General features: G+C 65.7%; 11 protein-coding genes. 8 read left to right on the forward strand and 3 right to left on the reverse strand.

Annotation, left to right across the window (positions count from 1 at the left end; translation table 11 throughout):
- Positions 1-9 precede the first annotated feature (9 nt).
- The 3 genes from OH799_RS28400 to OH799_RS28410 all read left to right on the forward strand — a co-directional run bounded on the left by OH799_RS28400 (position 10) and on the right by OH799_RS28410 (position 3,812).
- Positions 10-873, forward strand: coding sequence for a hypothetical protein (locus OH799_RS28400; protein ID WP_406270199.1), 864 nt, complete (start codon positions 10-12; stop codon positions 871-873).
- Between the two features lie 284 nt (positions 874-1,157).
- Positions 1,158-1,589 carry an EXLDI protein gene (locus OH799_RS28405; protein ID WP_406270202.1) on the forward strand — a complete coding sequence of 144 codons (432 nt, stop codon included), beginning with the start codon at positions 1,158-1,160 and terminating at the stop codon, positions 1,587-1,589.
- Positions 1,590-1,622: 33 nt separating this feature from the next.
- Entirely contained in the window at positions 1,623-3,812 is a 2,190-nt protein-coding gene (locus tag OH799_RS28410; RefSeq protein ID WP_406270205.1) for an MMPL family transporter, read from the forward strand.
- Positions 3,813-3,937: 125 nt separating this feature from the next.
- On the opposite strand, the gene OH799_RS28415 is transcribed toward OH799_RS28410, so the two are convergent.
- The 3 genes from OH799_RS28415 to OH799_RS28425 form a co-directional block, all read right to left on the reverse strand.
- A complete protein-coding gene (locus tag OH799_RS28415) occupies positions 3,938-6,481 on the reverse strand; it encodes a hypothetical protein (RefSeq protein WP_406270208.1) in 2,544 nt (847 codons plus the stop codon).
- Positions 6,482-6,844: 363 nt separating this feature from the next.
- Entirely contained in the window at positions 6,845-7,588 is a 744-nt protein-coding gene (locus tag OH799_RS28420; protein WP_406270211.1) for a CPBP family intramembrane glutamic endopeptidase, read from the reverse strand.
- A gap of 231 nt (positions 7,589-7,819) precedes the next feature.
- Positions 7,820-8,749: an RluA family pseudouridine synthase gene (locus OH799_RS28425; RefSeq protein WP_406270213.1), complete on the reverse strand. Its 930-nt coding sequence runs from the start codon at positions 8,747-8,749 to the stop codon at positions 7,820-7,822.
- Between the two features lie 141 nt (positions 8,750-8,890).
- Here OH799_RS28425 and OH799_RS28430 point away from each other — a divergent pair, with 141 nt between their 5' ends.
- The 5 genes from OH799_RS28430 to OH799_RS28450 all read left to right on the forward strand — a co-directional run bounded on the left by OH799_RS28430 (position 8,891) and on the right by OH799_RS28450 (position 13,294).
- Positions 8,891-9,091: a hypothetical protein gene (locus tag OH799_RS28430; RefSeq protein ID WP_406270216.1), complete on the forward strand. Its 201-nt coding sequence runs from the start codon at positions 8,891-8,893 to the stop codon at positions 9,089-9,091.
- Positions 9,092-9,141: 50 nt separating this feature from the next.
- Positions 9,142-10,428, forward strand: coding sequence for a SidA/IucD/PvdA family monooxygenase (locus OH799_RS28435; protein ID WP_406270219.1), 1,287 nt, complete (start codon positions 9,142-9,144; stop codon positions 10,426-10,428).
- A gap of 39 nt (positions 10,429-10,467) precedes the next feature.
- The gene (locus OH799_RS28440) at positions 10,468-11,409 is read left to right on the forward strand and encodes a methionyl-tRNA formyltransferase (RefSeq protein WP_406270222.1); all 942 of its coding nucleotides are present in this window, start codon (positions 10,468-10,470) and stop codon (positions 11,407-11,409) included.
- Between the two features lie 149 nt (positions 11,410-11,558).
- Entirely contained in the window at positions 11,559-12,824 is a 1,266-nt protein-coding gene (locus OH799_RS28445; RefSeq protein WP_406270226.1) for a phosphopantetheine-binding protein, read from the forward strand.
- 233 nt (positions 12,825-13,057) lie between these two features.
- Positions 13,058-13,294, forward strand: a complete 237-nt coding sequence (locus OH799_RS28450) for a hypothetical protein (protein WP_406270228.1) — start codon at positions 13,058-13,060, stop codon at positions 13,292-13,294.
- Positions 13,295-13,297: the final 3 nt, after the last annotated feature.

Below are 13,297 nucleotides of genomic sequence, written 5' to 3' on the forward strand. Positions count from 1 at the left end.
GGAGTACCGGTGGAGCCAATCGAAGACCGAGGGCCGCGAGACGGCAACTACCTCTCTTCCTATCGATTCGAAATCTCCGGGAATGATCGCAAGCTGCGCATCAAGGAGTTCTATTACGATTGGGCATTTCCTGCGTTCGATCAGCCCTGTCTCTGGAAATCCCATACACATGCCGTCCCCATCGACGACACCTATGTCGTCTGGTTCGGCATCGATTACCTGGGTAATCAAGCCGCCTCCGCGCGAATGGGCAGAACCACCATCGAACTGTCCGTGTTGGAAGGCACTTTCACCGAACTCGAACTGCTCGCTCTCTACCAGGCTCTGCATCCGGCCGACACCGGCGTAGTGAACGCGATCGCGGCGACTCCCCATACACAGCTCAGCTATTGGGCACGCCACGCCGATGCTGCGCAACTGGTCGTACCGATTGGATTCTGGACATTTCGGCGCGGCGCGCACCAGGCAAAATGGTCTACGTCCGGGTGGGGAGATCAGGGTATCCCGGTCGCAATCGCGGGCCTCGACCTCGACAGCGCCGCACACATCCAACTCGACGACAACCGCGCCGAGATCGAAGTGATCTACGACGGCGGCCGGGATCGGGGCGTCGAGCTCCGGCTTATCGTCCAACGGCCCGGCAAGGGAGGCCTCCGCATTCCCGCCGACCCAGAACCGCACCCCGGCCAGCGGGAGCAGATTCGCCACGGGGATCTCGACATACAGCTGGGCTGGATCGACCAACGATACGGTCCCTTCCAGGCCGTGTTCACCACCGCGAACCAGGCGTGGGAAGCCACGCTGCTCAGCAGTGCCGGGGTGGGGCTTGGTCGGGACTGGTTCCTCGCGGCCCTGGATGAACTGGCACGCTGACGGAGCAGAGGTATTACCACCGCTGATCCCTTATCTGCTCGACCGCGCTGGGCTCGGTGGATGAAACAGCCCGTACGTCAAGGCCGCTGAACTGAGCAGAACGAAAGCTTGGCGAAGATCGGCCTTGCTTTATACGTATACATCTACTTATAGTGAGTTCTGGCTAGGCGTTGGGCTGGATCGGAAGAATCTCGGATCGGCTAGGGGTACGGCGGGATCGGTCGAGTGGCCCGGCGCTGGTATTTCTATGCCTGAATGCGCACTTATTGATGAATGGAGGGGTCGTGAACGACTCGGAGAAGGTGTCGGTGACCAAGGTCGTGGACGGTGTGGATGCCGGTTCGACAGAGGAGCTTCGGGAGTTCGTCCTGAAGGTCGGTCCGGGCGGCGGACGGATGCAGCGGTTCGTTGGACGGCAGATCGGGGAGTCGCGGCAGTTCACGAAGGTCGGCATCGAGGCAGTACGGGTATACGTCAGCCGCAAAGGAAAGTATGTGGTGCACCGGCGAATGTCCGACTGGTCGGACTGCCCGGCGGCGGGCTTGATCAAGGACTGGAAAAACTGGCGCAACGTCCTCGACGAGCAGAGCTGGGGCGACTACACGCTCGACGTAGTCGACACGATCGATGGACTGCGCGAACGGATTCCGGCCAAGATCTACCACACGCTGGTCGACGTAGCGGAGCACCCGCGCACCGAGAATCTCGACATCTGAGTACGACTCGGATACCGAAAGGACTTCTGCTACATGTTTGCTCGACTGGGGCGCCTGGTCGTCCACCACCCGTGGAAGGTGATCGGCCTCTGGCTGCTCGTCATCGTCGCCGTGGTGGCCTCCGCGCCGAAGCTGACGTCGACGACCGACCAATCCGAATTCTTACCTTCGCATTACGAGTCCATCCAGGCAATGGAGTTGCAGCAGAAGGCCTTCCCGCAGAGTGCGGCGCCAGCGGCGATTATCGTGTTCGGGCGTGCCGACGGCGCGCCGCTGACCGAGGGAGATTCCGCCGCGATCGCCGCGGTCGGCGAGCAGCTCACCGCCGCGAACCTCGAGGACGTCATCGGACTACAGACTGTGCCGCCCTCGGAGAACAAGCTGATCCAGATCATCGCGGTCCAGCTCACGAAGATGACCAATCAGGGCGACACCCGCCAGGGGGACGCGGTCGAGGCGCTGCGCACTGCACTGAAACGCCAGGTCGAGGGCACCGACCTGAAGGCGGGCATCACCGGTCAGGCGGCACAGATGCTCGACCAGCAGGAGTCGAGCGCGAAGGGCATGGCGATCATCGGCGTCGCCACGATCGTGCTGATCCTGGTACTCCTGCTGGTCATCTTCCGCAGCCCGGTGATCGCGCTGCTGCCGATCGTGACCATCGGCGCGGTGTCCAGCCTCGTCGGCGGGCTGATCGCCATGGTGGCGAGGGCTTTCGACCTGCAACTGGACAGCTCGGTGAATTCGATCCTGCTCGTCGTGCTGTTCGGTGTGGGCACCGACTACATCCTGTTCCTGATGTTCCGGTACCGGGAACGGCTGCGCGCGGGCGAGGACCCGAAGACCGCGATGGTCGGCGCGGTCGCCAGGGTCGGGGAGGCGATCACCTCCGCGGCGGGCGCGGTGATCATCGCGTTCACCGCACTGACGCTGTCGACGTTGGGCATGTTCCGTGCGCTCGGCCCCGCGCTGGCGATTGCGGTCGCGGTCGCGTTGATGGCCGGACTGACGCTGGTCCCGGCGGTGGTCTCGCTGTTGGGCACCAAGGTGTTCTGGCCGTCGAAGGCGTGGAAACAGGAGCCGACGGGCGCGCGGTTCGCGGCGCTCGGCGCGGCGCTGGGTCGGCGGCCGGGCGCGTTCGCCGTCGTCTCCGGTGGGCTGCTCGTCGCGCTGGGTGTCCTGGCCTTCGGCTTCAACCCGACATTCGACCTGACTTCCGGTTCGACCTCCGACGTGTCGGAGTCGGTGGTCTACAACAAGGAATTGCTCAGGGGAATGCCAGCGGGCGCCACCCAGCCCTCGGAGGTGCTGCTGCGAGCGGACGGCGGTGTGCTGACGGTTGACCAGCTCGCGCACTTCCACACCGCGCTGGACCAGGTGTCCGGCGTCGGCCGAGTGGGGGAACCGAAGCTGTCGGACGACAAGGCGACCGCCGAGTTCCAGGTGACGCTCGACTCCGCGCCGGAGTCGGACGTCGCGCTGGCCACGGTGCGCGGCCCGCTGCGCGACGCCGCTCACGCGGCGGCACCCGCGGGTACGACGGCCGCGGTGGGCGGGATGACGGCGGTGTTCGTCGACTTCCAGGATGCGATGAATCACGACTACGCGGTCGTGTTCCCGGTAGCGGCGATTCTCATCATGATCGTGCTCGCCCTGTTGCTGCGCAGCCTGGTAGCGCCTTGGTATCTGATGGCATCGGTCTTCCTCGGCTTCGCGGCGACGCTCGGGGCCGCGGTCCTGGTGTTCCAGCGCATTCAGGGTGATTCCGGCCTGATCTTCACGCTGCCGGTGATCATGTACCTGTTCGTGGTCGCACTCGGAACCGACTACAACATCCTGATGGTCGCGCGGTTGCGTGAGGAGGCCCGCGAGGGGCGTGACCCACGGGAGGCCGCGGCGCTTGGCCTGCGGCACACCGGGCCGACGGTCGCCGCGGCGGGCGTCATCCTCGCGGGCACGTTCGCGTCGATGATGCTGGCGGGCAACAATGTTCTGTCCCAGATGGGTTTCGCCATCTCGGTCGGCATCGGGGTCGCGGCGTTCGTGATGGCGATGTTCTTCACCCCGGCGCTCACCGCGCTGCTCGGCCACCGAGCCTGGTGGCCGGGGCACGGGGACCGCACTGCGCAGGAAGTGAAGCCGGGGAACGGCGATTCGCTCCGCGCTGGATCGGGTGGAACCGAGGCCCGGCCGGTCGCACCCGGTGGAGGCGAGTCCCGCTGATCGCGGAGGAGGTAGACGCTGTCGCTGGGTGCTTCCTGGCGGCAGCGTCTGCTTCGTTGTCCGGCCACAAGCTGACGCCTTCCTTCCGGTGCCTGGCTGGTGGTAGCAGCTGAACGGTTCCGCCGTCAGCCGGTGATCGCGTAGGGGCGGTGGACCTTGATCGCCGAGTCCAGCACACGGGTGACCGCGGCACGGGAGACGCCGAGTTCGTTTGCGATACCCGGGGTCGTACCCCCTTGGTCGGCGAGCGTGAGGATCTCCCTGACTTCCTCGACCGGCAGATTCGACAGGCGTCGGCCGGTGATTGCCCGTGCTATGGCCGAGATTTCGTCGTCGGTGTCGGCCTCGTCGACCTCCGCGGGAATCTTGGTTTCCTCGTCGTCCTCCGGTTCGATGATCGGCGTCGGTTCGGATCGCAGACGCGGACGAGGAGGTGCGGCGGCTTCCTCCAAGACGAGCTGCTCGACCTCCGCTGCGCCGGATCGGTCGCTCTGCTCGACCGAAAGCGATTTCCCGGGCCCCGCTGGGCTCGGCGCAGTGGCATTCGCGTTCGGCTGGGCGACGGGGCCCACCGCGGATTTGTGGATGGATTCCGTAGTGTCGGCACCCTCGTGCGCCATGGTGTCGGAGTCGACACGAGCTCGCTCGGTGGGACGGCCATGGCGCTCTACACTCGAAATAGGCTGTGCTGAAACACGATTGGATGCAGTGTTCTCGCGGCCCGGTGTCGCAGGAGCAGTCCGCTCGCCGATACCGAGTTCCTCCTGCACCTCATCGATGGAGATCTGCCGCGAGGTGGGCGAAGCGTTCGGCCGGTCTTCGCTCGCGACGGCCTTTCCGGCGTTGTGCACAATGCCGACGGACTCGTCGTCCCGACCAGCGGACGATTGCGTGCGTACCCGTCCGGACGGGGCACGGTTCGTGTCCGCCGAGAAAGTCTGTGCTGGAAGGTCATCAGCCGATCGTGTGGTCGGCTCCTCGGACAGGAGATCGAAGACATAGCCGGCGACCGAGAAAGCGGTGTTTCCGTTCTGAGCGGGCGGCACCGTGTGGCCGTTGGCGCTAGAGGAAGCCATGCCAGGGTTGAGGGGAAGGTCATGCGGATTGCCATTCGCGGCGGTGTGCCCATGCGGAGTAGGCATTTTCGCGTGGACATTCATGGCCGAAGGAGCAGCGAAGTGCGCGTTGGCCGGACGGTCAGGAGCATAGCGATCGGCCGAGGTTTCGACGGAATGTCCATTGGTGGATGTGATCGGATGGCCTTTGTGGGATGCGACCATACGGCCGTTGGTCGATGATCCGGCGGCTTGCTCTCGAGCGGTGGATGTCTCGTGGACTCCTCTGGCCGCGCCGTCGGTCGACGTGCGTGGGGAGCCATCGACCGTGGCGTGATCGTCGGCCAGGGGCGTGGCCGTGCACCCGTTGGTCGGCAGGTTGACGGCGTGGCCGTTGGTCAGCGGGCCGTTGATCCGAATGCCGGCGGCCTGGCCGTTGGTCGGCGTATCTACGGCGTGGCTGTTGGTTGTCGACGGGTTCGAATAGTCGGCTGGCGATATGGCAAGGGGATCGTCCGCTGCCAGCGTGCCGGAGTACCCATCGGCGGAAGCGTCGGGTGGGGCGAGAGCGGTCGGGGCGGCAGGAGTCATGTCGGGGGACGCGACGGTGTGATCGTTCCCGGTGGGGCGGACACCGGCTTCCGCTTCGCCGGGTCGATCGACTTGCGACATGGCGACCGAACCGTCCTCTGCCGCAAGCCCTCCGGTCACGGTGTGATCAGATCTGTCCCAGGGAAATCGACCGCTATCCGCGGGATCGCCTCCTCCGTCGAGCAGCCGATAGTGGCCGCCGGCGGAAAGCCCCGAGGCGTGCGAATCGCGTTCCGCGGCGATCCGGATCATCTGCTGGTCGCGCTCGACCACCGGCGCACCATCGATCAGCACCGCGTACCGCGCGGAAACCCAGGCGTGCAGCCAGATCACGACGCCGACCATCACCGGAGCGATCGCGTACTCGGCGGCGCGGCCGAGATCGCCCGCGGCGAGATGCGGGCCCGCATTGAGTGCGATGGTGGTGCCGAGCAGTGCGGTCTCGAAGAAGATCACCTTGCCGCGCGCCAATTCTCGGCCCCACCGTGCGGCGGTCGTCGCCGCAACCATGATGGTGATGATCGGAATCGAGATCATCGCCTCGATGCCATAACTCAACCAGTACAGCGGATCGGACATGTCGCCGCTGGGTACCAGGTTGTGCTGCACGTTGACCCCCGCCCACACCATGCCGAGTACGACGACGGCGATCAGCGCTCGCGACGACCACTCCGCCCGCCGGTAGAGCTGCGCCAGTCGCGCGTCCTCGCTGGATACCCGCCGCCGTGCCGCCAGCGCGCGCCGATGCCAGCGGGCGTCGGCGTCGTCGGAGCGGCGCAGAGCTGCCGCCGACTTGCGGTCGCGTTTCTCGGCGGCCAGTTCCGCTTCGATCTCTGTGCGTCGCTGTTTGCGCCGTTGCGCGCGGATCCACTCCGCGAGTTCGCGTTCCGCGGCGATCTCGCGTTCGGACAACACTTGCAACAGCGCCGGGTCGTGCTGCAGGGGCAGTTTGCCGCGCGCGGTCTCGACTTGCTGTGCCAGTGCGGCGATCTCGGAACTACCGTTCGACAGTTCGTCGGGCATCGCGAGCCTTCCCAGGAGCAGGTGTCATGCCGATCGGTGGAGGCATGAGTGCTCGAACATATGTGTGATCGCTGTGAGACTAAACCGACCGTTGCGCGCGGTCAATGTCATTCGTTCGTCGACCGGGGCGACACGCCCGGAAGCCGAAATGCCCCTTCTCGGCGAAAATCCGGATGAGCGGCCATTTTGCCGCCGACACGTCGCGTCGAAAATTGGTTCGGATTTCTCGCACGGAATCGGGCACTGTCCCGTATGACTTCGTGCTGTCCGGATCGAAATGACTCATGGATATCGCCGGAATTCCGTGCGGGTAGCGTTTTCATGTGCATGCGTGTTCGGGCGGCTCGCCGCGATATCCGTCGATCAGCTCAGCGTGGTATGCCACACGATCGCGGCCGCCAGTGCACCCGCGCCGTTCACCGACCAATGCAATGCGATCGGGGCGAGCAGGCTGCCGCTGCGGCGGCGCAGCCAAGTGAACACCACGCCCGCCGCCGCCGTCGCGAGCACCGCGAGCAGGATTCCGGCGATCTGCCCCGCCACCCCGCCGCCGATGAATCCGGTGAGGCCGCGGTTGCTCGCGGTGAGGCCGAACGAGGACGCGATGTGCCACAGCCCGAACAGCAGCGAGCCGGCCGCGAAGACGCCACGCACACCGTACGCGCGGTCGAGTGTGCCGTGCAGCACGCCGCGGAAGGCCAGCTCCTCGGGGACCACCGTCTGCAGCGGGATGACGATCATCGAGGCGATCAACGCGCCGGAGATGGTCGCATATCGGTCCGCCAAGAAAAAGGGACGGGTGACGGGCAGCGCTGCCCCGATCGCGACCACTGCCAGAACCAGCGCCACCGCGCCGAGCGCGTAGTGCGAGCCGCGGCGCCAGTGCTGGGGCGAGAGTCCCAGCTCCGACCAGCCCAGTCCGCGCTTGCGCACCAGCGCGAGCAGCACGACGGCGGCCACCGGCACCGTGACGATGCTCGCCCATGCCGTGGTGAAGTGCGCGATCAGATTGGTTCCGGCTAGGACGATCACCACGACGGCCACATCGATGTATGCGTGCATTTTGTGGCGGGGACGGGTCGTTGCTCCGTGATCCTGCTGAGACATCCCGACCAGTGTACGGATCGATGGCATCGACACCGCATGCAATGGTTGCACTACCTGACACGTCACAGTTCTCCGTGCGGTCGTATTTGCCGAGGTCTACGCCTTCCAGCCGACGGCATCCCGGATATTGCGTGACGGGGAGCTCTGGTTTTCGGGAGGCCGCGGAAGGGGCCGCGCCGGCCGTGACCGATCCACCGCGCCGGGCGTAAGGGCTGGCTGACGCGTGTGCCGTCAGCCGGCCCACCCTTCCGGATCGGTCCAGGCTTGGAGCGTGCGGGTGGTGTGGAAGCGGCGTGGCTCTCGGCTGATCGGGTCGGTGAACTCGAGTGACGCGGCGAGCAGTTGTAACGGCCGGGTGAAGTCGTCGACGGGCTTGTCGGTGAGCACGGGATAGAAGTCGTCGCCGAGGATCGGGATGTCGAGGCTGTTCATGTGCAGGCGCAGCTGGTGGGTGCGGCCGGTGTGCGGGCGCAGCCGGTAGCGGCCGAGCCCGTCGCGGTGCTCGAGCAGTGCGATCTCGGTCTCCGCGTTCGGTTCGCCCGGCACCTCTTGGGCCGCCAGCACCTGCTTCTCCTTGATGATCCGGCTGCGCACGACGCGCGGCAGGGTCAGTTCTGGATCGACCGGTGCGATCGCTTCGTACTCCTTGCGGACCGTGCGCTTGTGGAACATGGTCTGGTAGGCACCGCGCCGGGCCGGATTGATCACGAACAACACCAGGCCCGCCGTGACGCGATCCAGCCGATGCGCCGGGACCAGGTCGGGGAGGTCGAGCTCCCGGCGCAGTCGTACCAACGCGGTCTGCAGAATGTGCTTGCCGCGCGGGATGGTGGACAGAAAGTGCGGCTTGTCCACCACAAGCAGATCGTTGTCGCGGTGCACGATGGTGATCTCGAACGGCACCACCGTCTCCTCGGGCAGATCGCGATGAAACCAGACCGCGCCGCCCGGCACATAGGGTGCGTCGGGTGCGATCGGCCCCTCCAGGTCGACAATGCCACCCGCGCGCAGCAGTTCATCGATTCGCGCGGCGGGCACCCGGGGGAGCCGCGCGACCAGATGGTCGCGAATGGTCGCCCAGTCGCCCTGCTCCGGCAGTCGCAGCCGGGCCGGATCCAAGCCGTGCCGCTTCGGCAACGGCGGTTGCTGTCGCCTTCTCATCGAGATCGACCCTAGTCGGTCTGCTGAAATGATCAATCAACGCGAATAACTTAGCCTAACCTACCTTGTCGCCCGATTCTGTGTGAAGATGGTCCGATCCCAACGGGGAACCACGAAGGTCGAGAGCGAGGACATATGGCGGTGGTGGTCGTGACGCCCTCGGCGGCGGAGACCGGGAACCGGCCGCCGCGGGCAGAAGGTGGGGCGCGCAAGCCGCAGGAGGCGCTGGCGCGCAAAAGGTCTCGGCGCCGCAGCACCATCACCGCGCTGGTCGGCCCGAGCGGCTCCGACAAGTCGACGTTGCCGGCTCCGCGGGGCACCATCTGCCGTCTTAGCAGCTGAGTGCCGATTCGGTCATCGCGTGGTGGCTGTAATCGCAGATGGGAGAACCGGTGGACAGACTTCTGGTGGTCGGAGCGGGACCGAAGGCCATGGCCGTCGCGGCGAAGGCGCATGTGCTACGCGAACTGGGGTTGCCCGCGCCGCAGGTGATCGTGGTGGAATCGCATGCGGTGGGCGGCAACTGGTTGCCCAGCGGTGGCTGGACCGACGGTCAGCATCGGCTCGGCACGAGTCCCGAGAAGGATGTCGGGTTCCCATACCACTCGACCTGGACGCGCGGGCGCAACCGCGCGATCAACGAGGCGATGCTGGCGTTCAGCTGGACGTCGTTCCTGGTCGAGCGCGGCGCCTACGCTGAATGGGTCGACCGAGGGCGCCCGAGCCCGCAGCACTATCTCTGGGCCAAGTACCTGCAGTGGGTCGCCCGGAAGGCCGATATCGAACTCGTGCTCGGCACGGTGCGCAAGATTTCCGCGGCGGCCGACGGCTGGCTGGTCTCGGTGATCGATGCGGACGGGGTTGTCACTGAGATCGACACGGACCGGCTGATGATTACCGGACCTGGCAACAGCCGACGCGCGCTGGCCGACCATCCGGCAGTCCTGAGCATCGCGGATTTCTGGGACCGCGCCGGCCGACGTCAGTTGCCGGTCTCGTCCCGGGCGGCGGTGATCGGTGGCGGCGAGACCGCGGGCTCGGTCGTGGACGAACTGGTCAGGCACGACGTGCTGAGTATTGTGGCGATCTCTCCCGCAGCCACGATCTACACCCGTGGCGAGAGCTTCTTCGAGAACTCGCTGTACAGTGATCCGGCCAGATGGCGGGCGCTGAGCATCGAGGAACGCCGAGATGTGGTCCGGCGCACCGACCGCGGCGTGTTTTCCGTTCGGGTGCAAGAAAACCTGGTGGGCGACAGTCGAGTTCACCATCTACAGGGGCGCGTCGTTCGGGTGGCAGGGCAGGGCGAGGGTGTCGCGCTGACGTTGCGCAACGAGCGCCGCCCGGATCAGGTGCACACATTCGATCTTGTGGTCGACGCGACGGGCGGCCAGCCCCTGTGGTTCCTGGAGATGTTCGACGCGGATGCTGCGGATCTTGTCGAGTTGGCGATCGGCGGGCCGATCACCCATGCGCGGCTCGAGGCGTCGATCGGACACGATCTCGCGGTGATGGGTCTCGAGACGAAGCTGTATCTGCCGAATCTCGCCGGTCTGGCGCAAGGGCCGGGATTCCCGAACCTCAGCTGCCTCGGGGAACTTTCGGATCGCGTGCTGGTCGCGGCGCCGGTTCGAACCGGATCGGGTGCGCGGGCGTCCGCGGCCACGCTCGAGAAGTAGGATAGGCTATCCTTCTCCCGCCTAGATGAGGTTCGGTTCATGCGTATCGTGTTGTTCGGCTTCCAGACCTGGGGCCGCAAAACGCTACAGGCTCTGATCGATTCGGAGCACGAGGTGTCGCTTGCGGTCACTCATCCGGCGAGCGTGCAGCCCTACAAGGCCATCTGGGCGGATTCGGTTGAGGAGCTGGCCCGTGCGCACGGCATTCGGGTGCATCTGACCGATCGGGCAGACGCGGCGACCATCGACCTGGTCAAGCGGGCTGAGCCGGACGTCATTGTGGTGAACAGCTGGTACACCTGGATGCCACCGGAGTTGTACAACCTGCCGCCGCACGGCACGCTGAATCTGCACGACTCGCTGCTACCGAAGTTCACCGGCTTCTCTCCCGTGTTGTGGGCGCTGATCAGCGGCGAATCAGAGTTCGGGCTGACCGTGCATCGGATGGATGAACAGCTGGACACCGGCGACATCCTCGTACAGCGTTCGCTGCCGATCGGACCGACCGCCACTGGAACCGAGCTCGTCGAAGCTGGGATGGAGCTGATTCCAGGCGCCCTGCGAGAGGCGCTGAGCGCGCTCGAGTCCGGTACCGCGGTGTGGCGGCCGCAGCGGAAGGCCGAGCGGACCTACTTCCACAAGCGGTCCGAGCGAGACAGCCGGATCGACTGGTTCTGGTCCGCGGTCGACCTGGAGCGCTTCGTGCGTGCATTGTCCGAGCCGTATCCGCGTGCGTTCAGCTACTACCGGGGCGGGAGGGTCGAGATTCTGGATGCCGCGGTGTCTGCGGCCTGCTATGGCGGCACTGCGGGTCGCGTTGTGGTGCAGGAGGGAGGTGGGGTCGTGGTATGCGGGCGTGATGCGATTCGCGGTCGCAATCGTGGTCTGGTGATCAACCTGGTGCGCACGATGGACGATTGCGAGCACACGGGAGCCGAATTCTTCTCACGCGGCGGATATCTCACCGACGCGCCGGACTGATCCGCGGATGCGAAGTTCCAGGTGTTCGCCCGCTGACAACAACATCGAAGCCAGAGCCGAAGGAATTCATGTCGACCGTAGCCAACGACTTGTATCGCCTGCCGGCACGCGGGTCCGGTCGATGTACTGGCCATAGTGACCAGGAACCGGTGCGCAGCGCCGCCCGGGGATACCGAGAACCGCGCACTGACACCGAGATTCGCCTTGCCGGGCTGTACCGCGAGATCTTCGGCCTGCTCCGCGTCGGCGCGGATGATTCGTTCTTCGAACTCGGCGGTCACTCGCTGCTGGCCAACCGGCTGGCGCTGCGGCTGCGTACCGAGTTCGGTGTCAAGATCGATATGCGAACCCTCTGCGAGACGCCGACCGTTGTCGGTCTCGCTGCGCTGATCGAGGACGCGCCGGTTGCCGCGCCGGATGTGCTGACCGCCGACGACCGGCGCCGCGTGCTCGGCGAGTGGGCAACTGGAGTGGAAGTGCCGGAGGTGCCGGGCGTCGCCGATCTGATCCGTCGCGGTCGCGCGATTCCCGATATTCGCACCATGATCCATTGCGGCGACGAAACGTGCACCTACGGCGAATTGTTTGCGGGGCTGGATACCGCGGTTCTCGACATGGTTTCGGAAGGTGCGTCGATTGCTCGGTTGGTTCGGCTGCTGGCGACGCTGGGTGTGGACGCGGGCTGTGGGATCGAGGTCGGCGGTGCGCCGGAGACCGTGCTGCTGCCCGATTCGGCATTGGCAGTGGCTGTCGCGGATCGCCGTGCAGTCGCCGCCGAACGTCGATGTGGTCGGAGGGATCCCGCGTATGGCTCGGCCGACGTACGACTGATCGCCGCCAATTGGAGTGACGCCCAGGTCGCCGTCGAACTGCTGGCCGCACTGGCGGACGGCGCGACATTGGTCGTCGCCACCGAGTCGCAGCTGGCGAACCCGGACGCGTTGGTCGAGCTGATCGTGCAACATGCGGTCAGCCACGTGGTTGCCACTACGCATACCGTGGCAGGTATCGCCGCCGCTGAGCTGCCGACGATTCTCCGCTGGGACATCACCGGAACCGATTCGACCGCAGCACTTTCCGGTCGACTCGCGTCCGTGTCGGCCGGATCGGTCGCCACGATCGCCTACGGGACGCCCGGGTATGCCGGCGTGGTGGCGCGTGGCCTGCTCGACGGCACCGGACGAATCCGCCCGATTCCCGGGGCCAGAGTGCTCATACTGGACGAATCGTGCCAGCCGGTTCCGCCTGGGGTGATCGGCGACGTGTATGTGGGCGGCGCCGCACTCGGTTTCGGCGACGTGGGCGGTCGCGCCACCGACCGATTCGTGGTGGACCCATTCTTGCCGGCAGGCCGATTGCTTCGGACCGGTGATCGCGGCAGCTGGACCAGCGAGGGCTGGCTTGTCATTGCCTAGCCTATGTGCGCCGCGCAGCCCAGTGGATCGGACGACGAGACAGATAGCGGCCGTCGCCCGCCCACACCGGTAGATAATTAGGGTAGCCTATGCTAATGTCATGCGCTGTGGTCGCGGGTTTCGTGGCGTGGATTTCTCGGTCGTTCGTGGACAGTGCTCGATGAAGCTCTGCGGTGGACTGTCGATGCCGAGGCCGTAGGTGCAGGTTCTGCGCTGATTAGGAGATATGAGATATGTCAGAGGAACTCTGCCTGGTCATGCGATCCCGAGTGTCGCGTTCCGCGACTTGTGTGCCGCTCGCGGCAATTCCATATGCGGGCGCTGCTCCCTTGCTGTATCCCGTATTTGCGAAGAACTTAATTCCGCTGGCGACCTTCGGGTCGAATTGGGACATCCCGATCAGGAACGTTCTGGGCGACACCTCTCGTGACGAGGTCGTGCTGACCATGACCGACAACAGCCAGGACTGAGGG

Source organism: Nocardia sp. NBC_00881, assembly GCF_045207455.1.
Taxonomy (GTDB): Bacteria; Actinomycetota; Actinomycetes; order Mycobacteriales; family Mycobacteriaceae; genus Nocardia.